This is a genomic window from Pseudaquabacterium terrae, assembly GCF_013266755.1.
Classification (GTDB): Bacteria; Pseudomonadota; Gammaproteobacteria; order Burkholderiales; family Burkholderiaceae_C; genus Pseudaquabacterium; species Pseudaquabacterium terrae.
In genome coordinates this window covers 16,731-43,341 of the sequence record NZ_JABRWJ010000005.1, presented here as the reverse complement: position 1 = coordinate 43,341, position 26,611 = coordinate 16,731, and the positions used below count along the sequence as shown (strand labels likewise).

The window sequence follows — 26,611 nt, the reverse complement described above, 5'->3', positions numbered from 1 at the left end:
GGAACGGAACATGCGCAAAAGTCGTGTGATCGGGGGTGGTGTCGCGGCCGTGGTGGTGGTGGCGATCGCGGTCGGTGTCGTGATGACGCAACGCAATGCCGGGGCCAAGGCGCCTGACAGCGCTGCCGCCGCCAAGGGCCCGAAGGGCGCCGCATCGGCGCCGCCGCTCGAATTCCGCGCGACCGAAGTGGTGCAGCCGGCGCTGGCCGCGATGCCCAAGACGATCGAGTTCTCGGGCCCGCTGGTGGCGCCGAACACCGCGATCGTGCGCGCCAAGGCCTCGGGCACGCTGCTGGCGCTGCAGGTCGCCGAAGGCCAGCGCGTGACTGCTGGCCAGGCGCTCGGCCGCATCGACCTGGCCGAGCTGTCGAACCGCGTCGCCGAGCGCAACGCGAACCTCGAATCGGCCCGCGCAACGCTGGCCCAGGCCGAGCGCACGCATGCGTCGAACGAACGCCTGGCAACGCAGAACTTCATCTCGCCGAATGCGCTGGAGAACTCGCGCGCGCAGGTCGACACCGCGCGCGCCACGCTGAACGCCGCGCAAGCCTCGCTGGACATGACGCGCGTGGGCCTGCGCGAAGCCGCGCTGGTCGCGCCGATCGCCGGCATCGTCGCCAAGCGGCATGTGTTGCCGGGCGAGAAGGTCAGCGTCGAGCAGCAGATGCTGACGCTGGTCGATCTGCAGAAGCTCGAGCTCGCCGGCAGCGTCGGCACGCACGAGGTCGGCGCGCTGGCGCCGGGCATGACGGTGCAAGTCAAGGTCGAAGGTGTCGACAAGCCGGTGACCGCCAAGCTCGCGCGCATCGCGCCGGCGGCCGAGCCGGGCACGCGCTCGATCGGCGTGACGATCGCGCTCGACAACCCGAAGGAGACGCTGCGCGCCGGCCAGTACGCGATCGCGCGCGTCGAACTGCAGGATGCGCAGCAGCGCCTGACGGTGCCGATTCCCGCGGTCGGCAGCACCTCGGGCCAGGATCACGTGTGGTTGATCGAAGAGGGCGCGCTGCTGCGCCGCGCGGTGACCTTGGGCCGCCGCGACGAGGCCACCGGCCGCGTCGAGGTGCTGACCGGCGTCACGCCGGCCAGCCGCGTGCTGGCGATGCGCTTCGACAACCTGCGTGAAGGCCACAAGGCCTCGATCGCCACGGCCCGGCAGCCGGCGGTGGCCTCGGCCGCCGCGTCCGGCGCGCAGGCCGCCCGCTGAACGCGAGGAGATTCGATCATGTGGATCACCCGCGTTTCGATCCAGAACCCCGTCTTCGCGACGATGGTGATGGTGGCGTTGCTCGTGCTGGGCATCTTTTCGTACAACCGCCTGGGCGTCGAGCAGATGCCCGACATCCAGTTCCCCGGCGCCTTCATCGACGTCGCCTACCCGGGCGCATCGCCCGAAGCCGCCGAGCGCGAGATCGCCAAGGTCATCGAGGAGTCGCTGAACAGCATCGGTGGCGTCAAGCGCATCAACTCGCGCAGCTTCGAAGGCCGCAGCCAGACCAGCATCGAGTTCAACCTGAACACCGACATGGCGCGCGCGATGCAGGATGTGCGCGACCGCATGGCGCAGGTCCAGGCCGCGCTGCCCAAGGATGCGAAGACGCCGACCATCGTGCGCTTCAACAACGACAACGCGCAGCCGGTCGTCGTGATGGCGCTGATGAGCAAGAGCCGTTCGGGCCGCGAACTGTCGCTGCTCGCTGACCAGACGGTGAGCAAGCGCCTGGCGCGCGTCGACGGCGTGGCGCGTGTCGACATCACCGGCATGGCGGTGCGCGAGGTGCGCATCAACCTCGACCCGGCGCGGCTGCGCGCCTACGGCATCACGCCGGCCGAGATCGCCACCGCGCTGCGCGAGGCCAACGTCGACCAGCCGGTCGGCCTGCTGACGGATTCGACCGCCGACGCGATCCTGCGCGTCGAGGGCCGCGCGCGTGACCCGCGCCAGTTCACCGAGTTCGTCGTCGCCCGCCGCAACGGCCTGGCGCTGACCTTGGGCGACCTCGGCCAGTTGGTCGAGCGCGAGCGTGAATTCGAGTCGCTGGCCCGCATCAACGGCCAGCGCGCGGTGAGCTTCAACGTCTTCAAGCAGCAGGACGCCAACATCGTCGCCACCGGCGAAGCCGTGAAGGAGGCGATGGAGGAGGTGCGCAAGACGCTGCCGGCGGACATCGAGCTGCGGCTGATCTTCGCGTCGAGCGATTTCGTCAAGGGCTCGCTCGAAGGCCTGAAGCACACGCTGATCGAAGGCGCGCTGCTGACGGTGGCCATCGTCTTCCTGTTCCTGCACTCGTGGCGCTCGACGATCATCACCGGGCTGACGCTGCCGATCGCCGTCATCTCCAGCTTCATCGCCGTGTATGCGTTCGGATTCACGCTGAACTTCATGACGATGATGGCGCTCAGCCTGTGCATCGGCCTGCTGATCGACGATGCGATCGTGGTGCGCGAGAACATCGTGCGCCACGTCGCGATGGGCAAGGACCACCACACCGCGGCGGCCGACGGCACCAACGAGATCGGCCTCGCGGTGATGGCGACGACCTTCGCGATCTGCGCGGTGTTCGTCCCGGTGGCCTTCATGGGCGGCATCATCGGCAAGTTCTTCTACCCGTTCGGCATCACCGTCGCGGTGGCGGTGCTGGTGAGCCTGTTCGTCAGCTTCACGCTCGACCCGATGCTGTCGAGCATCTGGAAGGACCCGCCGTCGGCGTACCTGCGCAAGGTGCCGGTGCTCGGCTGGTCGATCCGCGCCGTCGACCACGGCATGGACCTGATGCACACGATCTACGAGCGGCTGATCCGCTGGGCGTTCTCGCCGCGGCGCTGGCGCCTGCTGCCGCTGGTCACCTACGGCCGGCCCTTCGATGCCGACAAGCGACGCGACAAGAGCCGGCCGCGCGTCTGGCGCTGGGCGACCATCACGCCGCGCGGCGTGGTGATGGGCGTCGGTGTGCTCAGCTTCGTCGGCGCGCTCGGCCTGGCGCCGCTGGTCGGCACCGAGTTCGTGCCCGAGACCGACCAGAGCTTCACGCAGCTGTCGCTGCGCATGCCGGTGGGCTCGAGCCTCGAGCGCAGCGACCAGAAGGTGCGGCAGGTCGAGGAGATCGTGGCCACGTTCCCGGAGGTCAAGACCGTATCGACCAATGTGGGCGGCCAGGGCCAGGGCTTTGCCGTCGGCCGCGGCCAGGCGACGCTGAACATCTCGCTGATCGATCGCAAGGAGCGCAAACGCACGCAGAAGCAGGTCGAGGAGGCGATCCGCGCGTCGATCGCCAAGATCCCCGGCATCGAAGCCTCGGTCGGCTTCAACCGGCCGATCTACGTCGCGATCCTCGGCAGCGACCCGGTCGGCCTCGGCCGCATCGCGACCGAGTTTGCCGAAAAGATCAAGAAGATCCCCGGCATCGCCGACGTCGACCTGTCGCTGAAGCCCGGGCTGCCGGCCTATGCCGTGCGGCTGAAGCCCGGCGCCGTGCGCGAGCTCGGTCTGACGGCGCCGCAGCTGGCCTCGAGCCTGCGTGCCTACGTCAACGGCGAAGTGGCAACCCACTGGACGACGCCCGACGGCCAGCAGGTGGAAGTGTTGCTGCGCCTGCCGGAGGAGCAGCGTGAACGCATCGACCAGATGCGCAACCTGCCGGTGGCCTTCGCCAAGGACGGCACGCCGATCGCGCTCGACACCGTCGCGACGATCGAGCCGGTGGTCAACCCCGACGTGATCCGGCGCCAGAACCTGCAGCGGCGCGAGGCGATCTTCGCCGGCACGCAGGGGCGGCCCTCGGGCGACGTCGGTGCCGACGTGCAGAAGCTGATCAAGGAGACCACGCTGCCGCCGGGCTTCAGCTTCGACGTTGGCGGCGAGACCAAGGAGCAGCAGGAAGCCTTCGCCGGCATGCTGGCGGCGATGGGGCTGGCGGCAATCTTCATCTACATCGTGCTGGCCTCGCAGTTCGGCAGCTTCGTGCAGCCGATCGCGATCATGGCCTCGCTGCCGCTGGCGCTGATCGGCGTGATGCTGGCGCTGCTGTTCTGGCGCTCGACGCTGAACGTGTTCTCGATGATCGGCCTGGTGATGCTGATGGGCCTGGTGACGAAGAACGCGATCCTCTTGGTCGACTTCGCGAACCATGCGCGCAGGCGGGGTGCGACGGTGGCCGAGGCGCTGCTCGAGGCCGGCATGATCCGCATGCGGCCGATCATGATGACCACCGCGGCGATGGTCTTCGGCATGCTGCCGCTGGCGCTGGCGCTGAACGACGGCGGCGAGATCCAGGCACCGATGGGCCGCGCGATCATCGGCGGCGTGATCACCTCGACCCTGCTGACGCTGGTGGTCGTGCCGGTGCTCTACAGCTACCTGGTGCGCGAGAAGAAACCGCAGCCGGCGGCCGACGAAGCGCCGCAGCTCACCGGCGGCCCGCTGCCGGCGCATGCGCCGGCGGATCGCGATTGATCGAGCGCTGAACGGCAAAACGCCGCCCGTGGGCGGCGTTTTGCCGTGGCTGCCTCGCCTCACGGCTTCGATGCGCGGGCCTTCACCGTCTCGAGCCAAGCCGAGTCCGCATCCACCTGCTTTCGGACCCTCGCTTCTTCGTCGGCATCGAGGAATGTGGTGGAAGCGAGCCTTGCCTTGATCTTGGGGAGGGAGACATTCCCCGACCGGATGCCTGCCTGAATCCAGCGCAAGTCGTTCGGGTGGCCGCGCGCGTACTTGGAAACCGCTGCGTCTTCGGGATCCAGGAACCAGACACGAAGGTCGTTCTGCTCGATGCTGGTCATTCGGGCCTCCCAGCCATCAGGCAGGCTTGGCAAGCTCGGTGAAACGGGATCGAGGTAGTAGCCACGGGCGCGGTGAAATTCGGAACCTTCGCCGAGCGCTGCTTTCACGTCGCCGATGCGCCCGGGATCGGCCTTGGTGTAGCACGCTTCACGGCACCACCACATGCCAAGGTGAGTTCTGGCGCAGGGCGGTGCCCCAATCGAGGGAGTCGGAACCCATGGCTCGTGCCAGGATCTCGACGGGCTGATCGAGAAGCTCATCCCACCGATCCGCGTAGTCGGGACTGCAGAGACGATCCCGGCGCCACTTCGCGATTTCGGCGCGGGCGCGCTGGATCAGTTCCGCGCGCTTCGCCTCGGGGCTCAAGAGCAAGTCGATCGCCAGCTTCTGGTGCTTGATGAGGCGATCCTTCTCGACCAGCTGTTGAGCAGCGCGGGCCGCACGGCGCTCTGCCAAGACCCGCTCCGGACCGGACTGTTCCCGGAATGCCTCAGGTGAACAGACGATGGCTTTGACCTTCCGGTGACGCTCGATGGCCACCGGTCCGCGCGCGAGCGCATCGAGAAGCTCACCGAAATTCTGCTTGGCGCGGCTGGAAGTCATGTGCTGCATGGCCGAAGTCTATGCGCACCTTGTCCATTTTGGACAAAACGATTCGATGGCGGTACCGATTGCCCCGCCGCTGAAGACGGATCGTCAGGCCTTCGCGAACGCCGCCTGGCCGGTCAGGCGATAGACGCCGCAGCCGACCACTTGCTGCTCGTCGAGCTGCACGACGAAGGAAGCCTTCGGCTGCACCGCCCCGGTTCCCGGGTTGACGATGTCGTACTCGATCCAGCCACCGGCGCCGCCTGCGGTCGCGAAGGCGTCGCGCACAAAGCGGTCGCCATCGATGCCGGGCAGCTCGTGCACACGGTGGCCTTCCATCGCCGGCTTGGCGCCGTGCACCCGGTAGGCACCGTTGCGGTCGACGACGAAGACGTACAGGTCGCGATCGAGGAAGCCGCCGTCCTTGGCGCGGAAGGTCTGCGCCGCCGCCGTCAGGCCACGCGCCTTGATCAGCTTCATCGCCTTCTCGACCAGCGCACGTGCCTCGTCGGCGCTGCCCTGGCGCAGGCGGATCGACGCCACCGCGCTCGACAGCGTCTTGGCGCGGCCGACCAGGTCCTGCGAGGCACCGGCCGATTCCTCGACCATCGCCGCGTTCTGGCGCGTGATCTCGTCGAGCTGGCCGACGCTCTGCGACACCTGCGTCAGCTCGCCGCTCTGGCGCGCGCTGGCTTCGGCGATCTGGCGCAGCGAGGTGGAAACATTGCGCACGCCGCCGACCAGCGCATCGAGCACCTGGCCGACCGCGCGCGTCTGGCGCACCGAGCTTTCGACCTGCTCGCCGGAGCGGGCGATCAACTGGCGGATCTCGCTCGACGCGGCGGCCGAGCGCTGCGCCAGCTGGCGCACCTCGGCGGCGACGACCGCGAAGCCGCGGCCGGCTTCACCGGCGCGCGCGGCCTCGACCGCGGCGTTCAGCGCCAGGATGTTGGTCTGGAAGGCAATGCCGTCGATCACGCCGATGATCTCGCCGACGCGGCGCGAGCTGTCCTCGAGCCCGGCCATCGCCTCGACCGAGCTGCGCATCGCAGTGCCGCCTTGCTCGGCTTCCTTCTTCAGGCGTTCGGTCAGCTGATCCAGCTGGCTCGCTGCCGACGCGTTGGCCGACACGGCTTCGGTGAGCTGGTGCACGGTCTCGACGGTCTGGCGCAGGCTGGCAGCCTGCTCCTCGGTGCGCTGGGCCAGCGATTCGCTGCTGGTCGCGACCAGCTGGCCGGACATGCCGACGCGCACGGCGCTCGAGCGGATCTCAGCGACCAGCGACGACAGCCGCACGTTCATGCTCTCGACCAGCGAACCGATGTGATGCAGCTCGTCCTGGCCGGGCAGGTCGATCTTGTGCGACAGGTCGCCGCCGGAGACCGCCTTCACGCCGGTGTGCAGCGTCTGCAGGCTGCGGCTGAAGCTGGCGTGGAAAGCGAAGGCGAAATACGCGGCCAGCGCGAACGCACCGCCGCCGATCGCCAGCGCGCTATCGGATCGGCCGGCGCCGAAGGCGCCCAGCGCCGCGGCCAGGCCGACGGCTTGCGACACGAGCAAGGGCGTAGCGACCAGCGCCAGCTTGGCGGACAGGCGCACGCGCTGCATCAGGCGTACGCCGGGGGTGAGCGGATGGAACTTCGAGCCAGACATCGGCAAACTCCTGGACCGGTGGAATCACTGCGCTTGCAGTTTTTGCAACTTTCGGCGCAGGAACATGTTCGCGCCGATCGCTGTTCATCGGTCGGGGGAAATGCCGGCTTGAGGCCGCGCAAATCATCCGTTCGGCGCCGCGGGCAATCCTTGGCGCATATCGAGGGCGCCCCACAAGGGGCCGCGCTCAGGTCAGCATTCGACGATGTTGACCGCGAGGCCGCCGCGGGCGGTTTCCTTGTACTTGGTCATCATGTCGGCGCCGGTCTCGCGCATCGTCTTGATCACCTTGTCGAGGCTGACGAAGTGCGTGCCGTCACCGCGCAGTGCCATGCGCGCGGCATTGACGGCCTTGACCGAGGCGATGGCATTGCGCTCGATGCACGGGATCTGCACCAGTCCGCCGACCGGATCGCAGGTCAGGCCCAGGTGGTGCTCCATGCCGATCTCGGCGGCGTTCTCGGCCTGCTCGGGCGTGCCGCCGAGCACGGCGCACAGGGCACCGGCGGCCATCGAGCAGGCCACGCCGACCTCGCCCTGGCAGCCGACCTCGGCACCGGAGATCGAGGCGTTCTCCTTGTAGAGGATGCCGATCGCGGCGGCGGTGAGCAGGAAATCGATGACCCCGCGCTCGCTGGAGCCGTGCACGAAGCGGTGGTAGTAGTGCAGCACCGCCGGAATGATGCCGGCCGCACCGTTGGTCGGCGCGGTGACGACGCGGCTGCCGGCGGCGTTCTCCTCGTTGACCGCCAGCGCGTAGAGGTTGACCCAGTCGAGCACCTGCAGCGGGTCGCGCAGCGCCGCTTCCGGGTTGCTGGTCAACGAGCGGTACAGCGCCGCCGCGCGCCGCTTGACCTTGAAGCCGCCGGGCAGAATGCCCTCGGTGCGGCAGCCGCGCACCACGCAGTCCTGCATCGCGCGCCAGATGCGCAGCAGCCCGGCGTCGATTTCCTCGTCCGTGCGCCAGTGGCGTTCGTTGCGGCGCATCACCTCGGCGATGCTGCAGTTCAGCTGCTTGGTCAGCGCAAGGAGCTGCTCGCCACTGTGGAAGGGGTGCGGCAGCGCGGTGGTGTCGGGCGCGACCACCTTGTGGCGCGTGCCGTCTGATGCCACCTCGTCGCTGACGACGAAGCCGCCGCCGACCGAGTAGTAGACGCGGTTGGCGATCTCGGCGCCCGCGCCGTCGAAGGCGGTGAAGCGCATGCCGTTGGCATGGAAGGGCAGCGTCTCGCGGCGGTGGAAGATCAGGTCGGTGGCTTCGTTGAAGGCCAGGCACAGCCCGTCGGGCAGCGTCAGCTGCTGGTGGCTGCGGACCGACTCCACCAGCACCGGGATCTGGTCGACGTCGACGATGTCGGGCTCGTGGCCCATCAGCCCGAGCAGCACCGCCTTGTCGCTGCCGTGGCCCTTGCCGGTGGCGCCGAGCGAGCCGTAGAGGTCGCATTGCAGGCGCATCACGTCGTCGATCAGGCCGTCGCTGGTCAGGCGCTGAATGAACATGCGCGCCGCGCGCATCGGCCCGACGGTGTGCGAGCTGCTCGGCCCGATGCCGATCTTGAAGAGGTCGAAGACGGAGACGGCCATGGTTCTCTCTAGCGCAGGTGGAAATCGGCGAGTGCCAGCCGCCGGGTACGGCGGCGGAACTCGATCGTCGAGCCCGGCCAGAGCGTGGTGATGCGGCCGTCTCGCGCCTGGTACCAGCTGCGGCAGCCGCCGGTCGCCCAGACAGTGGATGTCAAACGGCGCTGGATCTCGTCGTCGAAGCGATGGTGCGCCTCTTCGGTGACCCCGAGCGTCGGATGGTGATCGAGCCTGCGCAGCGCGTCGAGCACCAGGTTCAGCTGCGACTCGATGATCTGCAGCATCGAGTTGTGGCCGAGCCCGGTGTTCGGGCCGACCAGGAAGAACAGGTTCGGAAAGCCGGCGACCAGCGTGCCGAGATAGGCGCTGGCGCCGTGTCGCCACGCCTCGGCCAGGGTCCGGCCTTGCGGGCCGTCGACCGGGCAGGGCGGGCCGGCGTCGGCGGCGTCGAAGCCGGTGGCGGTGACCAGCACGTCGAGCGCATGCAGCCGGCCGTCGGCGGTGCGCACGCCTTGCGGCTCGATGCGCTGGATCGGCGCGGTCACCAGCTCGACGTTCGGCCGCGTCAGCGCGGGGTAGAAGTCATCGCTGATCAGGATGCGCTTGCAGCCCATGCGGTAGCGCGGCGTCAGCGCCTCGCGCAGCGCGGGGTCGCGCACCTGCTTCTTCATGTGGCGCAGCGCCAGCGATTCGGCGCGCGCGAGCCAGTGCGGGCGCGTCGTGAAGCCGGCCACGCGGGCTTCGTGCTGCCAGTACAGGCCCGTGCGCCAGGCGCGGCCAAAGCCTGGCAAGGTCGCGCACAGCGTGCGCTGCCAGGCGGTCAACGGCCGGTCGTGGCGCGGCATGATCCATGCCGGGGTGCGCTGGAAGACGCTCACTTTGACGGCTAGCGGTGCGAGCTCGGGCACCAGCTGGATCGAGCTGGCACCGGTGCCGATCACGCCGATGCGCTGGCCTTCGAGCGGCAGCGACCGATCCCAGTCGGCGGTGTGCAGCAGGCGCCCGCCGAAGTCTTGCAGGCCTTCGATGTCCGGCGTGCGGGGTTTGCTCAGCGCGCCGGTGGCGATCACGACGCTGCGGGCATGCTGCTGCAGCAGCGTGCCGTCGGCCGCGCGCAGCGTGGCTTCCCAGCTGGATTGATCCTCATGCCAGCGCAGTGCCACCAGCTCGGTGGCGAGGCGCAGGTGCGGCCCGAGGCCGAAATCCTCGACGCACTCGGCGAGATAAGCCTGGATCTCCGGCTGCTGCGGGAACAGCCGGCTCCAGCGCCGGTTCGGCGCGAACGAGTAAGAGTACAGCAGCGAAGGGATGTCGCAGGCCGCGCCCGGGTAGCGGTTCGCCCACCAGGTGCCGCCGACGCCGGCGGCACGCTCTATCACCTGAAAGCCGTGGCGGCCGGCCTGCTTCAGCCGAATGCCGAGCCCCAGCCCGCTGAAACCGGCGCCGACGATCAGCGTGTCGAGCGGCGCAGGAGCCATCGGCTCAGTCCTCGTACGCGCTCATGGGCACGCAGCTGCAGAACAGGTTGCGGTCGCCGTAGACGTTGTCGACGCGGCCGACCGGCGACCAGTACTTCTGCCGCCGCAATGCGGGCAGCGGGAAGGCGGCGTCCTCGCGGCTGTAGGCATGCGGCCATTCGGCCTTCAGCAGCGCTTCGGCGGTGTGCGGCGCGTTGCGCAGCGGGTTGTCGTCCTTCGGCCACTGGCCTTGTTCGACGCGGCGGATCTCCTCGCGGATCGCGATCATCGCGTCGCAGAAGCGGTCGAGCTCGATGCGCGGTTCACTCTCGGTCGGCTCGACCATCAGCGTGCCGGCCACCGGGAAGCTCAGCGTCGGCGCATGGAAGCCGTAGTCGATCAGCCGCTTGGCGACATCCTCGGCGCCGATGCCGCTGGAGTCCTTCAGCGGCCGCAGGTCGAGGATGCACTCGTGCGCGACGCCGCCGCCGGCCATCTGCGCGAGCTCGCTGCTGAAGTGGATGTCGTAGTGGTCCGCCAGGCGCGCAGCGACGTAGTTGGCCGACAGGATCGCGACCTCGGTGGCCTGCTGCAGGCCATCGGCGCCCATCATGCGGATGTACATCCAGCTGATCGGCAGCACCGCCGCGTTGCCCAGCGGCGCCGCCGACACGGCGCCCACCGCCGCGTCGCTGCCATGCCCCGGCAGCGCCGGCAGGAAGGGCACCAGGTCGTCGACGACACAGACCGGCCCGACGCCGGGCCCACCGCCGCCGTGCGGGATGCAGAAGGTCTTGTGCAGGTTCAGGTGGCTGACGTCGCCGCCGAACTGGCCCGGTGCCGCGACGCCGACCAGCGCGTTCATGTTCGCGCCATCGACGTAGACGCGGCCGCCGTGGCGATGCACCAGCGCGCACAGGTCCTTGACGCCGGTCTCGAACACGCCGTAGGTCGACGGGTAGGTGATCATCATCGCCGCCAGGTCGTCGGCGTGCGCGCGGCACTTGGCCTCCAGGTCGGCCATGTCGACATGGCCCAGCGCATCGCACTTCACCGGCACCACCTTCAGCCCGACCATCTGCGCGCTGGCCGGGTTGGTGCCGTGCGCCGACTCGGGGATCAGGCAGACATCGCGCCGCGTTTCGCCGCGCGAGGCATGCCAGGCGCGTATCGCCAGCAGCCCGGCGTATTCACCCTGCGAGCCGGCGTTCGGCTGCAGGCTGATACCGGCATAACCGGTGGCCTCGGCGAGCCACGCGCACAGCTGGGCGTTCAGCTCGGCATAACCCGCCAATTGCGCGGCCGGGGCATAGGGGTGCACCTGCGCGAATTCGGGCCAGGTGATCGGGATCATCTCGCTGGTCGCGTTCAGCTTCATCGTGCACGAGCCGAGCGGGATCATCGAGCGGTCGAGCGCGAGGTCCTTGTCCGACAGGCTGCGGATGTAGCGCAGCATCTCGGTCTCGCTGTGGTGGGCGTTGAAGACCGGGTGCGTGAGGAAGGCGCTGCCGCGCTGCAGCGCGGTGGGCAGCAGCGGCGCGGCATGGGCGGCGCAGCGCTCGAAAGACGGCAAGGCGCGGTCGCCCGCGAAGACCTGCCACAGCGCCTCGATGTCGGCACGCGTCGTCGTCTCGTCCAGCGTGATGCCGACCAGCCCGGGCTTGGCCCGGCGCAGGTTCATGCCGAGGCTTTCAGCGGCGGCGACCAGCGGCTCGGCCCGTTCACCGCAGCGCACGACCAGCGTGTCGAACGCGGTCTCGTGCGCCAGCGCGTGACCCAGCTCGGCCAGGCCGGCGGCCAGCACCGCGGTGTAGGCGGCGACGCGCTTCGCGATGCGCTTCAGGCCCTCGGGTCCGTGGTAGACCGCGTACATGCTGGCGACGACCGCCGGCAGCACCTGCGCGGTACAGATGTTCGAGGTCGCCTTCTCGCGCCGGATGTGCTGCTCGCGCGTCTGCAGCGCGAGCCGGTAGGCCGGCGCACCGTGGGCGTCGACGCTGACGCCGACCAGCCGCCCGGGCAACGAGCGCTTGAACTCGTCGCGCGTCGCCAGGTAGGCCGCGTGCGGGCCACCGGCGCCCATCGGCATCCCGAAGCGCTGCGTCGTGCCGCAGGCGATGTCGGCGCCTTGCTCGCCGGGGGGCGTCAGCAGCGCCAGCGCCAGCAGGTCGGCGGCGACGATCACCAGGCCACCCTGGGCGTGCACGGCGTCGCTGATCGGCTGCAGCGCCTGCACGTGGCCGTTCACGCCGGGGTATTGCAGCAGCGCCGCGAAGCACGGCGTGGCGCCGGCCTGCGCGGCGGGACCCACCTGCACCGTGATGCCCAGCGGCTTCGCCCGCGTGCGCACGACGTCCAGCGTCTGCGGCAGCACGTCGTCGGCGACGTAGAAGACGTCGGACTTGCTCTTGCCGACGCGCTGCGCCAGCGTCATCGCCTCGGCCGCCGCGGTCGCCTCGTCGAGCATCGACGCGTTGGCGATGGCCATGCCGGTCAGGTCGGTGACCATGGTCTGGAAGTTGACCAGCGCTTCCATCCGGCCCTGCGAGATCTCGGCCTGGTAGGGCGTGTACGCGGTGTACCAGGCCGGGTTCTCGAGCACGTTGCGCAGGATGACGCCGGGCGTCAGCGTGCCGTGGTAACCCTGGCCGATGAAGCTCTTCAGCACGCGGTTGTTGCCGGCGATGCGCTTGAGCTCAGCCAGCGCCTGGGCTTCGGAGGCCGCCGGCGGCAGCGACATCGCCGCGGCGCGGCGGATGTTGCGCGGCACCAGCGCATCGATCAGCGCGGCGCGCGAGGCGACGCCGATCACCGACAGCATGTGGCGTTCGTCGGCGGCATCGGGGCCGATGTGGCGGGCGGCAAACTCGCCGGCGGGCTCGAGCGCGGCCAGCGGCGACAGGGGGGAAGGCTGGGACATGGCGGGGGGACGGGAAACCGGAAAGAGGCGACCCGGCGCGCGCGCAATGCAGCGGGCCGGCGTGGGAATCAGGAGATCAGAGGGTCTTCAGCAGCGCGTCGTAGGCGGGCGGGTCCATCAACTGGTCGAAGTGCGCCATGTTGGTCACGTGCACCTTGAAGAACCAGCCGTTGCCCATCGGGTCCTTGTTGGCCAGCGCCGGATCGGCGCGCAGCTCCTCGTTGACCTCGACCACTTCGCCATCCACCGGCATGTAGATGTCGGCGGCGGCCTTGACCGATTCGACAACGCCGGCGACTTCACCTTTCTTGTAGCTGCGGCCGACCTCGGGCAGATCGACGAAAACCACGTCGCCCAGCGCGTCCTGCGCATGCAGCGTGATGCCGACGACAGCGGCCTCGTGGTCCTCGATGTTGATCCATTCGTGGTCGGGGGTGAACATCGTAGTCATCGGCGGAATCCTCCAGGGTGGCGAGCGGTGGGCGAGCGGTGAGCGGGTGAAGCAGGGGCCGCCTCAGGTCAGCGGCGGGTCATCGGTGATAGCGGTGCGGGGTGAACGGCATCGCCGCGACGCGCATCGGCAGGCGCTTGCCGCGCACCTCGGCGTACACCTCGTGGTGCGAGATCGCGTGGTTGGCGGCCAAGTAGGCCATCGCGACCGGCTCGAACACCGTCGGGCCCAGCGTGCCGCTGGTGACGTGGCCGAGCTTGCGGTTGTGGCCGTCGTAGATCTGCGCGCCTTCGCGCACGGGGATGCGTTCCAGGCCGGTCAGGCCGACGCGCTTGATCGTCGGGCCGGTGGCCAGTTGCCGCTCGATTGCCGCCGCGCCCGGGTAGCCGCCGGCGCGGGCCCCGCCGGGGCGCCGCACCTTCTGGATGGCCCAGGTCAGGCCGGCTTCGACCGGTGTGGTGGTTTCATTGATGTCGTGACCGTACAGGCACAGCCCGGCTTCGAGCCGCAGCGTGTCGCGGGCGCCCAAGCCCGCCGGCTTGACCTCGGGCTGCCGCAGCAGCGCATGGGCCAGCGACACCGCGTGCTCCGCGGGCACCGAGATCTCGAAGCCGTCTTCGCCGGTGTAGCCCGAGCGGGTCACGAAGCACTCGGCGCCGTCGAGGTGGAAGTCGCCGCCGGTCATGAAGGTCAGGCCGGCGACATCGGCATTCAGCCGCGACAGCGCGGTCACCGCCTGCGGGCCCTGCAGCGCGAACAGCGCGCGGTCGGGCAGCGGCACGATGGTGCAGCGGTGGCCGATGTGCGTCATCAGGTGGCGGATGTCGGCAGCCTTGCAGGCGGCGTTGACGATCAGGAACAGGTGGTCCGACCGCCGCGTCATCATCAGGTCGTCGAGCAGCCCGCCGCTCGCATTGGTGAAGAACGCGTAGCGCTGCTTGCCGACGGCGAGGTCGATCACGTCCATCGGCACCAGCGTCTCGAGCGCCCGCGCGGCATCGTCGCCGCGCAGCTGCAGCTGGCCCATGTGCGAGACGTCGAACAGCGCCGCGAAGTCGCGGCAGTGTCGGTGCTCGGCGAGGATGCCCGTGGGGTAGTTGACCGGCATCGAATAGCCGGCGAACTCGACCATCTTGGCGCCGAGCTCGAGGTGCAGGTCGTGAAGCGGGGTCTTGAGCAGTTCAGCGGACATGAACATCTCCAGAGGGCATACCGGCCCCACCCGGAGGTGGGGGCTGCCCTCGCTGTCCGCTTTACCTGAGAGATTGGCAGCGCCGGGGATACCGGTGCCGCTTGCCCCTTCGGTGGGCGGGCTCCCTCCGGTAAAGGATTGACCCGCCTCTCTCCAGTGAGGAACGCCTCCGCGAGGAAGCGCTTGCCAGTCCTTTTGCCTGAGCGTTCGAGGTGGCAGCCTCTGCGCCTTCGGCGGCTTCGGGTGAAGCTCTCTCCTGACCGCGGGCAGTGTAATCCAAGGTGCCCCGCAGCGGCCCTGGGACGAATCAGGGCTTGCCCCGCGCACTTTGCGCACGATGATTCCTGGCTCCGATGGCCGATGACGATCCGATTCCCGAGGCGCCCGACGAGGGCGCGCTGCGCCGCCTGCTGCGCGAGGCGCGCACGATCGCGGTGGTCGGGCTGTCGGCCGACTGGAACCGGCCGAGCTTCTTCGCCGCCAAGTACATGCAGCAGCATGGCTACCGGATCCGGCCGGTGAATCCGCGCTACGCCGGCGGCGCGATCCTCGGCGAACGCTGCGTCGCGCGGCTGGAGGAGGTCGACGGGCCGGTGGATATCGTCGACGTGTTCCGCCGCACCGCGGAGGTCGGCGCGATCGCCGACAGTGCGATCGCCATCGGGGCGAAGTGCCTGTGGCAGCAGATCGGCGTGATCAACCACGACGCCGCGGCGAAGGCGCGAGCGGCCGGTCTGACGACGGTGATGAACCGCTGCGTGAAGATCGAGCACGCGCGGCTCTTCGGCGGGCTGCACTGGGCCGGCGTCAACACCGGCATCGTCTCGGCGAGGCGGCGGGCATGAGCGGAGACCGCCAGTTCAAGCCCGAAACGCTGGCGATCCACGCCGGCCAGATCCCGGACGAAGCGACCGGCGCGCGCGCCTTGCCGATCTACCAGACGACGAGCTTCGTCTTCGATTCGGCCGACCACGCGGCGAGCCTGTTCAACCTGCAGACCTTCGGCAACGTCTATTCGCGGCTGTCCAACCCGACCGTCGCGGCGCTGGAGGAACGCGTGGCCGCGCTCGAAGGCGGCCGGGCGGCGGTGGCCTCGGCCAGCGGCATGGCGGCCGAGGCGATGGCGCTGATGACGATCCTGCAGCAGGGCGACCACGTGGTCGCCGCCGGCGCGCTCTACGGCGGCACGGTGACGATGCTGGCGGTGAACCTGGCGAAGTTCGGCATCCAGACCACCTTCGTCGATGCGACCCGGCCCGACGCCTTCGCCGCCGCGATGCGGCCCAACACGCGCGCGGTGTTCGCCGAGAGCCTGGGCAACCCGAGCCTGGTGGTGCTCGACATCCCGGCCGTCGCCGAGGTCGCCCATGCCCACGGCGTGCCGCTGCTGATCGACAACACCGTGCCGAGCCCGTTCCTGTGCAACCCGCTCGCGCTCGGCGCCGACATCGTCGTGCACTCGGCGACCAAGTACCTCGCCGGGCACGGCACGACGCTCGGCGGCGTGCTGGTCGAAAGCGGCCGCTTCCCGTGGGACAACGGCAAGTTCCCGGGCATGACCGATCCGTCGCCGGGCTACCACGGCGTCAAGTTCTTCGAGACCTTCGGCGACTTCGGCTTCTCGATGCGTGCGCGCATGGAAACGCTGCGGGTCTACGGCGCGGCACTGGCGCCGCTGGCGGCCTGGCAGATCCTGCAGGGCGTCGAGACGCTGCCGCTGCGCATGGAGCGGCATTGCCGCAATGCGCGCGCGGTGGCCGAGTTCCTGCGCGCGGACAAGCGCGTCGGCTGGGTCAACTATCCGGGCCTCGAAGACCATCCGCAGCACGCGCTGCTGGCGCGCCAGGTGCGGCTGATCGATGGCCTGCCCGGCGCGTCGGGGCTGCTCGCCTTCGGTGTCCAAGGCGGCATCGACGCGGGCGTGCGCTTCATCGAGGCGGCGAAGTTCATGAGCCACCTCGCGAACATCGGCGACACGCGCACGCTGATCATCCATCCGGCGTCGACGACGCATCGCCAGCTCGACGAAGCTCAAGCGCGCGCCGCCGGCGTGACGCCGGACATGGTGCGGATCTCTGTCGGCCTGGAGCACATCGACGACATCCTGTGGGATGTCGATCAGGCGCTCGCGGCCGCCAGCGCCTAGTCATTTCACTCGGCCGCCGGCTGTGCGACCATGCCAGGCTCCAGCCCTGGCAGGGAGCCCTCCATGAGCGGCATCTACGAGCAGCACCTCGACCGCACGCCGGCCAACTTCGTCGTGCTGTCGCCGGTCAGCTTCGTCGAACGCAGCGCCGAGGTCTTCGGCGACCTGCCGGCGGTGGTGCATGGCGCGCGCCACTACACCTGGCGCGAGACGCGCGATCGCAGCGCCCGCCTCGCAGCCGCCTTGCGCGCCTTCGGTATCGGCCGCGGCAGCACCGTCAGCACGATGCTCGCGAACACGCCGGAGATGGTCGAGGCGCACTATGCCGTGCCGGCGCTGAATGCGGTGCTGAACACGCTGAACACGCGGCTCGATGCGCCGCTGCTGGCCTGGCAGATGAACCATTGCGAAGCGGCGGTGCTGATCACCGACCGCGAGTTCGCGCCGGTGATCGCTCAGGCGCTTCAGATCCTGCGTGACGAGCATCGCCGCACGCCGGTGATCATCACCGTCGACGACAGCGAATACCGCGGCCCCGGCGAGCCCATCGGCGAACACAAGGGCGAGCACGAGTACGAATCGCTGCTTGCCGCGCACACCCCGCTGGCGCAGCTCGACGGCCCGGCCGACGAGTGGGATGCGATCGCGGTCAGCTACACCTCGGGCACCACCGGCGACCCGAAGGGCGTCGTCACGCATCACCGCGGCGCCTACCTGAACGCCGTGTGCAATGCGGTGACCTGGACCATGCCGCAGTTCCCGCGCTACCTGTGGACGCTGCCGATGTTCCACTGCAACGGCTGGTGCTTCCCGTGGACCGTCGCGCTGCAGGGCGGCACGCATGTCTGCCTGCGCCGCATCGACGCACAGGCGATCTTCGATGCGATGCGCGCGCACCGCGTCGACCACTACTGCGCCGCGCCGATCGTGCACAACCTGCTGGTCGCGGCGCCCGAGGCGCTGCGCGAAGGCCTGCCGCCGGGCATCCGCGCGATGGTCGCCGGCGCCGCACCGCCGGCGGCAATGATCGAAGGCATGGCGCGCATCGGCATCCAGCTGACGCACGTCTACGGGCTGACCGAGGTCTACGGCCCGGCGGCGGTCGCGGTGCAGCGGCCCTCGTGGGCGGACGAGGACATCGGCGAGCAGGCGCGGCTGAACGGCCGCCAGGGCGTGCGCTATCCGCTGCAGGAAGGCATGTCGCTGCGCGATCCGGCCACGCTGAACGAGGTGCCGGCGGACGGCGAGACGATCGGCGAGATCATGTTCCGCGGCAACATCGTGATGAAGGGTTACCTCAAGAATGACGCGGCCACGCGCCTGGCGCTGCGCGGCGGCTGGTTCCACACCGGCGACCTGGCGGTGATGGACGCCGAGCGCTACGTGAAGATCAAGGATCGCAGCAAGGACGTGATCATCTCCGGCGGCGAGAACATCAGCTCGATCGAGGTCGAGGATGCGCTGTACCGCCACCCGGCGGTGCTGGCCTGCGCGGTGGTCGCCAAGCCCGATCCGAAGTGGGGCGAGACGCCGCTGGCCTACGTCGAGCTGCGCCCCGGCATGGAAACCAGCGAAGCCGAGCTGGTCGGCCACTGCCGCGCGCTGCTGGCCGGCTACAAGGTGCCGCGCGAGGTGCGCTTCGAGGAGATCCCGAAGACCTCGACCGGCAAGATCCAGAAGTTCCAGCTGCGCGCGCGGGCGAAGTCGGCCAGCGCGATCGAATGAGCGCGCCTTGAATGTTCACGATCGAATGACCGCGCTTTGAGTGTTCACGATCGAATGACCGCGCTTTGAGTGTTCACGATCGAATGAGTCAGGAGACCCCGATGCTGACGACCCAAGACCCGCTGCTGCAACGCAGCGCCGACGCCCGCGGCGTGATCACGCTGACGATGAACCGGCCGCAGGCCTTCAATGCGTTGTCGGAGGACCTGCTCGAGGCGCTGCAGACGGAGCTCGACCTGATCGCGCGCGACGAAGCGGCGCGCGTCGTCGTGCTCGCCGCGGCGGGCAAGGCCTTCTGCGCCGGCCACGACCTGCGCGAGATGCGGGCCGCGCCTTCGCAGCGTTATTACGAGAAGCTGTTCGCGCAGTGCGGGCGCATGATGCTGGCGATCCAGCGCCTGGACGTGCCGGTGATCGCGCGCGTGCAGGGCATCGCCACCGCCGCCGGTTGCCAGCTGGTGGCGATGTGCGACCTGGCGGTGGCCGCGCGGGATGCGCGCTTTGCCGTCAGCGGCGTCAACCTCGGGCTCTTCTGCTCGACGCCGAGCGTCGCGCTGTCGCGCAACGTGAGCCGCAAGGCGGCGTTCGAGATGCTGGTGACCGGCGGCTTCATCTCGGCCGACGAGGCGCTGGCCAAGGGGCTGGTCAACCGCGTCGTCGATGCGGCGCAGCTGGATGCGGAAGTCGAGTCGCTGGTCGCTTCGATCGTCGGCAAGCCCAAGGTCGCGATCGGAATGGGCAAGCAGTTGTTCTACCGCCAGCTCGAGGTCGGCATCGAGGCGGCGTATGCCGATGCGGTGGAGACGATGGCCTGCAACATGATGAACGACAAGGCGCTCGAAGGCGTGCAGGCCTTCATCGACAAGCGGCCGCCGAAGTGGTGAGCCCCTCGGCTCTCACTGCAGCACGTCCACGCTGAGCACTTCGTTGCCGCGCCCATCCCGGTATTGCAGCGTGAAGTCGCTGTAGGTCTTGCTGGCCTGCTCGCCCGGGCGCGGGGCGATCGGCCAGTCGATCTTGCGGACCGACCCGTCGGCGAGTGCGAAGGGGGTGATCGAGCGGTACGCGGGCCAGGCGTTGCCGGCGGCGTTGCCGGTCTTCGGGCCCTGGTGCACGTTCCATCCCTGGTAGAGCCGGAAGCTCTGGCTGCTGTGCGGGGAGCTGAAGGCCGACCAGCTGAAGTCCACCGGGCTCGGCGTCGCGCTGTTGACGTTGGCCGCCAGCTGCGGGCCGGTCAGCGTCGTCGGCGCGAGCGCGGGAATCGCCGTCGCCGCGTTCACGAAGTTCATGCTGTCGATGTAGGGGAGCAGGCGGTAGTAGGTCTCCAGTGGCGTCACACCGGTATGGCCGTTGACGATCTTCCAGCCGTCGCCCTCGTACAGGTCGAAGCGATAGACGCCGTACTGGGCCCAGCCCAGTGCTGCGAAGCCGGCATCCGCCGCCGCATTCGGCGTCACCGCGGAAAGGCCGACGTCGTAGCCGCTCGCGCCTTCGGCGACGCAGTCGGCGGCAGAGGCCAGTGGCGTCGCATTGCCCGGCGCCCGGCACATCAGGAACGGGTGGTCGCTGGCCAGGTTGATGTAGTTGCCGCGCTTGCCCGCCAGGACGGGCTCGCTGCGCATCAGGTACGGCGAGATCAGCTTGCGCGAGCCGATGCCGGGACCGGTGACGACGGCATAGTTGGTCCGGCCCAGCGGCTCGATGACCTGGAACTGCATGTCACGCCGCCAGACGGTGGGCGGCGACAGCGGCGCGCCGGTGACGATCGAGTAACCCGAGGCCCGCGTCGTGCGCCAGCCGGCCGTGATGCCGGCGAACTGCTGGTTGCCGTAAAAGCGCAGCTTTTCCTCGGCCTGCTCGCTGGGGCAGCGGAAGGTGCCGGACGAGCTGCCGCTGATCACGCGGTCGGGAAGCTCCTTGCTGACGCTGCCGTTGGCATGCCGCACGTCGAGCTCCACATGGATTTCGCGCCGTGCGCTGCCGTTGGGGTTGGTGATGCGGCGACTCCCCGTGACCGTGATCTTCTCGGTGGTGCGGCCGACGTCGTGAGCGTCGCCCGCCGGGTGCCCGCCGGCCACCGCGTCGCGGGTCACGCCGTCGTGGCGCCAGCAGCGGTCGAGATACTGCACCGCCGCCGCGCCGGTGGGCACGCTGAAGGCGTAGCCGGCATCGCGGGCCACGACGATGCTGCGGATCTCGTCGACGACGCTTTGCTCCAGCTGCGTTGCGCCGGTGAGGCTGAAGTTCAGGTCGCCGGTGTGCTTCAGCGTGACGTCGAGGTAGGTGAAGTCGCCGACCTGCACCGCCGGGATGGTGAGGGTCTCGCTCGTCAGGTCGTAGCTGGCGACGGCCGGCATCGGCGTGTCCAGCCCGACGTAGGACTGCAACTTGAAGACGTAGTTGCCCTGGTGCTGCAGCGTCACGCTGATGAAGCTGCTGCCGCCGACGTCCACCGACGGGATCGTCACCAGGCCGGTTGCGGGGTCGAAGGTGGTGACCGCGGCCACAGCCGGAATCGCCATCGCGCAGGCCAGCGCGGCAAGCGGGACACCGATGCGCATGGGGGACCTCCTGACTGCAAAGGTCGATCGCAGCGCCGATTCTGATCCCGCGTGGCGCGCGGCGGCAAGCCGCCGGTGTCCAGGGCCTGTCAATGCTTAGAACGACTCCCAATCGTCGCGGGCCGCACGCGAACCGGGCGCAGCGACCACCGGGCGCGATTGCGCCTGGGCGTGCTGGATCACCGCCTTGGCGACCTCGGCCGGCCGCGGGGGTGTCGGCGCGGCGGCCAGCACCGGCTCGCCGCCGACCTGGAAGGTCGAGACGACGCCGGCCAGGCGCTGCGCCTGGTCCTTCAGGCTCTCGGCGGCAGCGGCCGATTCCTCGACCAGCGCGGCGTTCTGCTGCGTCATCTGGTCGAGCTGGCTCACCGAGCCGTTGACCTCGCTGATGCCCGCCGATTGCTCGGTGGCGGCGGCGCTGATCTCGCCGATGATGTCCGACACCCGCTGCACGCTGGAGACGATCTCGCCCATCGTGCTGCCGGCGTCCTGCACCAGCTTCGCGCCGACCTCGACGCGTTCGACCGACGAGCCGATCAGTGTCTTGATCTCGCGCGCGGCTTCGGCCGAGCGCTGGGCCAGCGAGCGCACCTCGCCGGCGACGACCGCGAAGCCGCGGCCCTGTTCGCCGGCGCGCGCGGCTTCGACCGCGGCGTTCAGCGCCAGGATGTTGGTCTGGAAAGCGATGCCGTCGATGGTGCCGATGATGTCGGCGATCTTCTTCGACGCGGCATTGATCTCATCCATCGTCTGCACGACCTGGCCGACGACCTCGCCGCCGCGTTGCGCGACCGCCGAGGCCGAGCTAGCCAGCTGGTTCGCCTGCTGCGCGGCATCGGCGCTCTGGCGCACGGTGCCGGCCAGCTGTTGGATCGCGCCGGCGGTCTGCTGCAGGTTCGAGGCGGTCTGCTCCGTGCGCTGGCTCAGGTCCTGGTTGCCCGAGGCGACCTCGGCACTGGCGAGCTGGATCGAGCCGGTCGACTCGCGCACCTGGCTGACGATGCCGCGCAACGCGTCGCGCATGTCGGCCAGCGAGCGGGTGACCTGGCCGATCTCGTCGTGGCGCTGCACGTCGAGCTCGACGGTCAGGTCGCCGTGGCCGATGCGGTCGGCGGCGCGCGCCAGCGCGGCGAGCGGCCGGCGGATCGAGCGCACCAGGAACAGCGTGCTGATCGACAGCCCGAGCACGATCAGGCCCATCACGACCGCGGCCATCCACACCGTGCGCAGGCGCTCGGCGCCGAGCGCGTCGCGCAGTGCGGCGGCGCGCACTTCCTGCAGCTTGACGAAATCGCGCTGCAGCGCGGTGTAGGCGGCGAGCGCGGGGCGCAGCTTGTCGCTCAGCAGCGTCTTCGCGCCGTCGGCGTTGCCGTCGGCCTTCAGCTTGCGCGCGTCGTCGCGCAGCGCGATGTACTGCTTGCGCGCGTCGGCCACCTTGGCGAGCACGGCCTTCTCTTCATCGCTGGTGGCCAGCTTGTCGATCGACTCCTGCAGCTCGGAAATGCGCTTGGAGGTGGCCGTGGCCTCGGCCTTCAACAGCGCGTCGAGCGCGTCGTCGGCGGCGTGGAGGCCGGCGATCGTGCGCACCGCGTTGGCATCGGTCAGCCCGGACCAGGTCAGCGCGTTCTCCAGCTTCTGCTGCTGCTCGAGCTGCGCCTGCGCGCTCTGCGCCTGCGAGCGCGTCGTGCGGATGCTGGAGGCGGTGGTCGTCACCACCACCATCACGGCCAGGATGAGGGTCGGCAGCCACAAGCGCTGCACGATCGTCAGGCCACGTGCTTTCATCGTTATTTCGTCCTGCAAATGAAAAGGGGCGGCCTTGGCCGCCCCGCACCTGGAAGGAGTGCTTCCGGGGAGGTCGGTGGTCGGTCAGGCCGCTTCGGCGGTTTCTTCCATCAGGCCCATGTCGGCGCTGCTCATCAGCGCCTCGATGTCCATCAGGATCAGCATGCGCTCGGAGACGCTACCGATGCCGGTGATGTACGAGGTATCGATCGTCGCGTTGGTGGCCGGTGCCGGGCGGATCTGCTCGCCGCCGAGCTCGAGCACGTCGGACACCGAATCGACCACCGCGCCGACGACCCGGCCGCGCACGTTCAGCACGATGACCACGGTGAAGTGGTTGTACTCGGCGGTCTCGCAGGCCAGCTTCAGGCGCAGGTCGACGATCGGCACGATCACGCCGCGCAGGTTGACGACGCCCTTCAGGAAGGCCGGCGCGTTGGCGATGCGGGTCGGTTGCTCGTAGGAGCGGATTTCCTGCACGCGCAGGATGTCGATGCCGTACTCCTCGGCACCGAGCCGGAAGGTCAGGTACTCGCCGTTGCGGGCGTGGGCGATCGCACGGCGCGCGGCTTCGTGCTGCGCGATGCGGGTGCCTTCTTGAATCATTTCCATGGTGGCTGGGTCCTTGCTGGGAGGTTGAGGCACCGACCGGCACCTGCGTTTTCTATCGGCGGCTGGCGGACAAACTTGAAGCGTGAAGCGACGGCTGCGATGCGATCAGAAGGTTTCCCAATCGCCGTCGTTGCCGCCCTTGGCCGGGGCGGCCGCCATGGCGACCGGGGCCGACGCGGCCGGCTTCAGCGGCGCCGCGACGGGCTTGGCAGCGGGCTTCGCGGCCGGCTTCGCGGTCTGCACCGGGGCGGGCCGGGCGGGTGCGGCGGGTTGGTGCGACGGGACGGGCGACCGGGCCGGCTTGTGCGAGGCAGCGGGCGCGGCGGCCGGCTTGTGCACCGGCGCGGGCGCGCTGTGCACCGCGTGGTGCGCGTCGACGCGGAACATCGAGACCACGCCGGCCAGGCGCTGCGCCTGGTCCTTCAGGCTCTCGGCGGCGGCGGCCGATTCCTCGACCAGCGCGGCGTTCTGCTGCGTCATCTGGTCGAGCTGCACGACGGCGCCGCTGACCGAGCCGATGCCGGCCGATTGTTCGGTGGCCGCAGCGCTGATCTCGCCGATGATGTCCGAGACACGCTGCACGCTGGAGACGATCTCGCCCATCGTGCTGCCGGCGTCCTGCACCAGGCGCGCGCCGACCTCGACCTTCTCGACCGAGGTGCCGATCAGCGTCTTGATCTCGCGCGCGGCTTCGGCCGAGCGCTGGGCCAGCGAGCGAACTTCACCAGCGACGACCGCGAAGCCGCGGCCCTGTTCGCCGGCGCGGGCGGCTTCAACCGCGGCGTTCAGCGCCAGGATGTTGGTCTGGAAGGCAATGCCGTCGATCACGCCGATGATGTCGGCGATCTTCTTCGAACTGGTGTTGATCTCGTCCATCGTCGAGACGACCTGCGACACCACCTCGCCGCCGCGCTGCGCGACGGCCGCGGCCGAGCTGGCCAGCTGGTTGGCCTGGCTCGCCGAATCGGCGCTCTGGCGCACGGTGGCATTGATCTGCGCCATCGAGCTGGCGGCCTGCTGCAGGTTCGAGGCGGTCTGCTCGGTGCGCTGGCTCAGGTCGGCATTGCCGCTGGCGATCTCGTTGGCGGCGGTCGACACGCCGTCGGCGCCGTTGCGGATCGCGCTGATCGAGCGGCGCAGCTCGTTTTGCAGCGTCTGCAGCGAACCCAGCACGCGGGCGGCGTCGCTGTTGCCATCGACCGGGATGTCGGCCGACAGGTCACCGCCGGCGATGCGCTGCGCATGGGCCGAGAAGGCCGACAGGAACTTGCGCAGCACCGACATCGCATCGAGGTAGTTCAACGCGGCCAACGCAGCGAAGGTGCTGCTGCTGCCGATGGTCCAGGCCGGCGACCAGCCGAGCGACAGGCCGGCGATCACGCAGCCTTGGGCCAGGAACATCAGCGACAGCAGCAGCACGGCGCGCTGCCCGGTGGACAGGAAGGAGAGCATGGGGGACGGGCTTTCGGGGAAAGGAGAGAAACGGGGAATTCAGTGGGCCGTGTCGGCCTGCAGCCGGAACACGCCGACGGCATTGGCAAGCTTCTGCGCCTGTTCCTTCAGGCTCTCGGCGGCGGCGGCGGACTGTTCGACCAGTGCGGCGTTCTGCTGCGTCATCTGGTCGAGCTGCACCACCGAGCCGTTGACGTTGCCGATGCCGCTGCTCTGTTCGGCCGACGAGGCGGTGACCTCGCCGATGATGTCGGAGACGCGGCGCACGCTGGAGACGATCTCGCCCATCGTGCTGCCGGCGTTCTGCACCAGCTTGGCGCCGGCCTCGACGCGCTCGACGGAGCTGCCGATCAGGCTCTTGATCTCACGCGCGGCTTCGGCGCTGCGTTGCGCCAGCGAGCGCACTTCACCGGCGACGACCGCGAAGCCGCGGCCCTGTTCGCCGGCGCGGGCGGCCTCGACCGCGGCGTTCAGCGCCAGGATGTTGGTCTGGAAGGCGATGCCGTCGATGGTGCCGATGATGTCGGCGATCTTCTTCGACGCGGCATTGATCTCGTCCATCGTCTGCACGACCTGGCCGACGACTTCGCCGCCGCGCTGCGCGACGGCCGAGGCCGAGCTGGCCAGCTGGTTGGCCTGGCTCGCCGCATCGGCGCTCTGGCGCACGGCGCCGGTGAGCTGCTCGAGCGAGCTGGCGGTCTGCTGCAGGTTCGACGCGGCTTGTTCGGTGCGCTGGCTCAGGTCCTGGTTGCCCGACGCCACTTCGGCGCTGGCGGTCTGGATCGAATCGGCCGAGGCGCGGATCTGGCCGACCAGCGAGCGCAGCTGCTGCTGCATCGCGCCCAGGCTCTTCAGCAGTGCGGCGCTTTCGTCGCGGCCGTCGTCGTTGACCGGGTTCGTCAGGTCGCCGCTGGCGATCGCGCGGGCCAGCTGATTGGCCTGGCTGATCGGGCGCAGGATCGACGCCGAGTTGGCCAGCGTCAGCGGCACGACCAGCAGCACCGCGACGGCCAGCGCCGCGCCGAAGCCGATCAGCGTGCGCTGCCCGGCCTGCTTCATGTTCTCGCGCGCGGCTTCCGCGGTCTGCGCATTGGCCTTGCGGATCGCGGCCAGGCCGTCTTCGGCGGCAATGATCTGCTCGGTGGCCTTGCCCGAGACCTTGTTGATCGTCGTCGCCGAGTCATAGCCCGAGGCCTCGATCTGCTTGAGCACCGGCTCGAAGGCGGCGGCGTAGGCCTTCACGCGCTGGCCCACCGCCTCGATCGTCTTGCGGTCGAGGTTGTGGTTGGCGTCGGCCAGGCTCTTCAGCTCGGCGTGCGTGAGCTTGAGCGATTCGTGCCACTTGGCCTTCAGCGCGGTGATCGCCTCGGGCTTCTCGTAGTTGATGATCAGGTCCTTCTCGTGCCGGCGCAGGTAACCCACCTGCTCGGTCAGCGAGGCGACGTGCGTATTGACCGTCAGGTTCTGCTCGGTCACCTGGTCGCTCAGGTCCTGGATGCGGAACATCCCGAAGAGCCCCGCGCCGCCGACCATCACCAGCAAGGCGACGACCATCAGGATCGCGCCGATCATGCGCAGGCGGATCGTGAAGTTGCGCATCAGACCGTGGACGAAGGCCATTGCTTTGTCTCCTACGTGGCTTCGAGGCTGAAACGGCGGGCCCGTTTTTTGGAAAACCGGGTCCCGCCGTCCTGGGGAATGTCAGTCG

19 protein-coding genes and 2 riboswitches are annotated in these 26,611 nt (G+C 69.3%); of the genes, 6 read left to right on the top strand and 13 right to left on the bottom strand.

The window, feature by feature from the left end; all coding sequences use genetic code 11:
• Positions 1–10: 10 nt before the first annotated feature.
• The gene (locus HLB44_RS16190; RefSeq protein WP_246312312.1) at positions 11–1,207 is read left to right on the top strand and encodes an efflux RND transporter periplasmic adaptor subunit; all 1,197 of its coding nucleotides are present in this window, start codon (positions 11–13) and stop codon (positions 1,205–1,207) included.
• A gap of 18 nt (positions 1,208–1,225) precedes the next feature.
• Positions 1,226–4,453, top strand: a complete 3,228-nt coding sequence (locus HLB44_RS16185) for an efflux RND transporter permease subunit (protein ID WP_173124356.1) — start codon at positions 1,226–1,228, stop codon at positions 4,451–4,453.
• Between the two features lie 59 nt (positions 4,454–4,512).
• Here the strand turns inward: HLB44_RS16185 and HLB44_RS16180 are convergent, their stop codons facing one another.
• From HLB44_RS16180 to gcvT, 8 genes are all read right to left on the bottom strand, one after another.
• Positions 4,513–4,944, bottom strand: coding sequence for a DUF6036 family nucleotidyltransferase (locus HLB44_RS16180; protein WP_173124354.1), 432 nt, complete (start codon positions 4,942–4,944; stop codon positions 4,513–4,515).
• The gene (locus tag HLB44_RS16175; RefSeq protein ID WP_173124352.1) at positions 4,928–5,392 is read right to left on the bottom strand and encodes a type II toxin-antitoxin system Phd/YefM family antitoxin; all 465 of its coding nucleotides are present in this window, start codon (positions 5,390–5,392) and stop codon (positions 4,928–4,930) included. Before HLB44_RS16175 ends, HLB44_RS16180 begins: the two co-directional genes overlap by 17 nt.
• 84 nt (positions 5,393–5,476) lie before the next feature.
• Positions 5,477–7,021, bottom strand: coding sequence for a methyl-accepting chemotaxis protein (locus HLB44_RS16170; RefSeq protein WP_173124350.1), 1,545 nt, complete (start codon positions 7,019–7,021; stop codon positions 5,477–5,479).
• A 192-nt stretch (positions 7,022–7,213) separates the two neighbouring features.
• Positions 7,214–8,605, bottom strand: a complete 1,392-nt coding sequence (locus HLB44_RS16165) for an L-serine ammonia-lyase (protein WP_173124348.1) — start codon at positions 8,603–8,605, stop codon at positions 7,214–7,216.
• Positions 8,606–8,613: 8 nt separating this feature from the next.
• Positions 8,614–10,080 (bottom strand): flavin-containing monooxygenase, encoded by a 1,467-nt coding sequence (locus HLB44_RS16160; RefSeq protein ID WP_173124346.1) that lies wholly within the window; start codon positions 10,078–10,080, stop codon positions 8,614–8,616.
• 4 nt (positions 10,081–10,084) lie between these two features.
• Positions 10,085–12,979, bottom strand: a complete 2,895-nt coding sequence (gene gcvP, locus HLB44_RS16155) for an aminomethyl-transferring glycine dehydrogenase (protein ID WP_173124343.1) — start codon at positions 12,977–12,979, stop codon at positions 10,085–10,087.
• Positions 12,980–13,055: 76 nt separating this feature from the next.
• On the bottom strand, positions 13,056–13,430 hold the full coding sequence (gene gcvH, locus HLB44_RS16150; RefSeq protein WP_173124341.1) for a glycine cleavage system protein GcvH: 375 nt from the start codon (positions 13,428–13,430) through the stop codon (positions 13,056–13,058).
• A gap of 79 nt (positions 13,431–13,509) precedes the next feature.
• Positions 13,510–14,622 carry a glycine cleavage system aminomethyltransferase GcvT gene (gcvT, locus tag HLB44_RS16145; protein WP_173124339.1) on the bottom strand — a complete coding sequence of 371 codons (1,113 nt, stop codon included), beginning with the start codon at positions 14,620–14,622 and terminating at the stop codon, positions 13,510–13,512.
• Between the two features lie 42 nt (positions 14,623–14,664).
• Positions 14,665–14,789, bottom strand: a riboswitch (glycine riboswitch).
• Positions 14,790–14,799: 10 nt separating this feature from the next.
• Positions 14,800–14,891: riboswitch (glycine riboswitch) on the bottom strand.
• 84 nt (positions 14,892–14,975) lie between these two features.
• On the opposite strand from gcvT, the gene HLB44_RS16140 reads away from it, so the two are divergent.
• The 4 genes from HLB44_RS16140 to HLB44_RS16125 all read left to right on the top strand — a co-directional run bounded on the left by HLB44_RS16140 (position 14,976) and on the right by HLB44_RS16125 (position 19,377).
• A complete protein-coding gene (locus tag HLB44_RS16140) occupies positions 14,976–15,467 on the top strand; it encodes a CoA-binding protein (RefSeq protein ID WP_173124337.1) in 492 nt (163 codons plus the stop codon).
• A complete protein-coding gene (locus HLB44_RS16135) occupies positions 15,464–16,768 on the top strand; it encodes an O-acetylhomoserine aminocarboxypropyltransferase/cysteine synthase family protein (protein ID WP_173124335.1) in 1,305 nt (434 codons plus the stop codon). Before HLB44_RS16140 ends, HLB44_RS16135 begins: the two co-directional genes overlap by 4 nt.
• 63 nt (positions 16,769–16,831) lie before the next feature.
• Positions 16,832–18,493 (top strand): acyl-CoA synthetase, encoded by a 1,662-nt coding sequence (locus tag HLB44_RS16130; RefSeq protein ID WP_173124333.1) that lies wholly within the window; start codon positions 16,832–16,834, stop codon positions 18,491–18,493.
• Positions 18,494–18,594: 101 nt separating this feature from the next.
• Positions 18,595–19,377: an enoyl-CoA hydratase gene (locus HLB44_RS16125; protein WP_173124331.1), complete on the top strand. Its 783-nt coding sequence runs from the start codon at positions 18,595–18,597 to the stop codon at positions 19,375–19,377.
• A gap of 12 nt (positions 19,378–19,389) precedes the next feature.
• Here the strand turns inward: HLB44_RS16125 and HLB44_RS16120 are convergent, their stop codons facing one another.
• The 5 genes from HLB44_RS16120 to HLB44_RS16100 all read right to left on the bottom strand — a co-directional run bounded on the left by HLB44_RS16120 (position 19,390) and on the right by HLB44_RS16100 (position 26,523).
• Positions 19,390–21,054, bottom strand: a complete 1,665-nt coding sequence (locus HLB44_RS16120) for a hypothetical protein (protein ID WP_173124329.1) — start codon at positions 21,052–21,054, stop codon at positions 19,390–19,392.
• 96 nt (positions 21,055–21,150) lie between these two features.
• Positions 21,151–22,839, bottom strand: coding sequence for a methyl-accepting chemotaxis protein (locus HLB44_RS37885; RefSeq protein ID WP_173124327.1), 1,689 nt, complete (start codon positions 22,837–22,839; stop codon positions 21,151–21,153).
• An 84-nt stretch (positions 22,840–22,923) separates the two neighbouring features.
• Positions 22,924–23,451 carry a chemotaxis protein CheW gene (locus HLB44_RS16110; protein WP_173124325.1) on the bottom strand — a complete coding sequence of 176 codons (528 nt, stop codon included), beginning with the start codon at positions 23,449–23,451 and terminating at the stop codon, positions 22,924–22,926.
• Positions 23,452–23,556: 105 nt separating this feature from the next.
• The gene (locus HLB44_RS16105; protein ID WP_173124323.1) at positions 23,557–24,903 is read right to left on the bottom strand and encodes a methyl-accepting chemotaxis protein; all 1,347 of its coding nucleotides are present in this window, start codon (positions 24,901–24,903) and stop codon (positions 23,557–23,559) included.
• A gap of 39 nt (positions 24,904–24,942) precedes the next feature.
• Positions 24,943–26,523, bottom strand: a complete 1,581-nt coding sequence (locus HLB44_RS16100) for a methyl-accepting chemotaxis protein (RefSeq protein WP_217283694.1) — start codon at positions 26,521–26,523, stop codon at positions 24,943–24,945.
• Between the last annotated feature and the right edge of the window lie 88 nt (positions 26,524–26,611).

Coding starts and splice junctions, on each gene's coding strand:
- HLB44_RS16190 (WP_246312312.1), top strand. CDS start 11: ATGCGCAAAAGTCGTGTGATCGGGGGTGGTGTCGCGGCCGTGGTGGTG.
- HLB44_RS16185 (WP_173124356.1), top strand. CDS start 1,226: ATGTGGATCACCCGCGTTTCGATCCAGAACCCCGTCTTCGCGACGATG.
- HLB44_RS16180 (WP_173124354.1), bottom strand. CDS start 4,944: ATGTGGTGGTGCCGTGAAGCGTGCTACACCAAGGCCGATCCCGGGCGC.
- HLB44_RS16175 (WP_173124352.1), bottom strand. CDS start 5,392: ATGCAGCACATGACTTCCAGCCGCGCCAAGCAGAATTTCGGTGAGCTT.
- HLB44_RS16170 (WP_173124350.1), bottom strand. CDS start 7,021: ATGTCTGGCTCGAAGTTCCATCCGCTCACCCCCGGCGTACGCCTGATG.
- HLB44_RS16165 (WP_173124348.1), bottom strand. CDS start 8,605: ATGGCCGTCTCCGTCTTCGACCTCTTCAAGATCGGCATCGGGCCGAGC.
- HLB44_RS16160 (WP_173124346.1), bottom strand. CDS start 10,080: ATGGCTCCTGCGCCGCTCGACACGCTGATCGTCGGCGCCGGTTTCAGC.
- gcvP (WP_173124343.1), bottom strand. CDS start 12,979: ATGTCCCAGCCTTCCCCCCTGTCGCCGCTGGCCGCGCTCGAGCCCGCC.
- gcvH (WP_173124341.1), bottom strand. CDS start 13,430: ATGACTACGATGTTCACCCCCGACCACGAATGGATCAACATCGAGGAC.
- gcvT (WP_173124339.1), bottom strand. CDS start 14,622: ATGTCCGCTGAACTGCTCAAGACCCCGCTTCACGACCTGCACCTCGAG.
- HLB44_RS16140 (WP_173124337.1), top strand. CDS start 14,976: ATGGCCGATGACGATCCGATTCCCGAGGCGCCCGACGAGGGCGCGCTG.
- HLB44_RS16135 (WP_173124335.1), top strand. CDS start 15,464: ATGAGCGGAGACCGCCAGTTCAAGCCCGAAACGCTGGCGATCCACGCC.
- HLB44_RS16130 (WP_173124333.1), top strand. CDS start 16,832: ATGAGCGGCATCTACGAGCAGCACCTCGACCGCACGCCGGCCAACTTC.
- HLB44_RS16125 (WP_173124331.1), top strand. CDS start 18,595: ATGCTGACGACCCAAGACCCGCTGCTGCAACGCAGCGCCGACGCCCGC.
- HLB44_RS16120 (WP_173124329.1), bottom strand. CDS start 21,054: ATGCGCATCGGTGTCCCGCTTGCCGCGCTGGCCTGCGCGATGGCGATT.
- HLB44_RS37885 (WP_173124327.1), bottom strand. CDS start 22,839: ATGAAAGCACGTGGCCTGACGATCGTGCAGCGCTTGTGGCTGCCGACC.
- HLB44_RS16110 (WP_173124325.1), bottom strand. CDS start 23,451: ATGGAAATGATTCAAGAAGGCACCCGCATCGCGCAGCACGAAGCCGCG.
- HLB44_RS16105 (WP_173124323.1), bottom strand. CDS start 24,903: ATGCTCTCCTTCCTGTCCACCGGGCAGCGCGCCGTGCTGCTGCTGTCG.
- HLB44_RS16100 (WP_217283694.1), bottom strand. CDS start 26,523: ATGGCCTTCGTCCACGGTCTGATGCGCAACTTCACGATCCGCCTGCGC.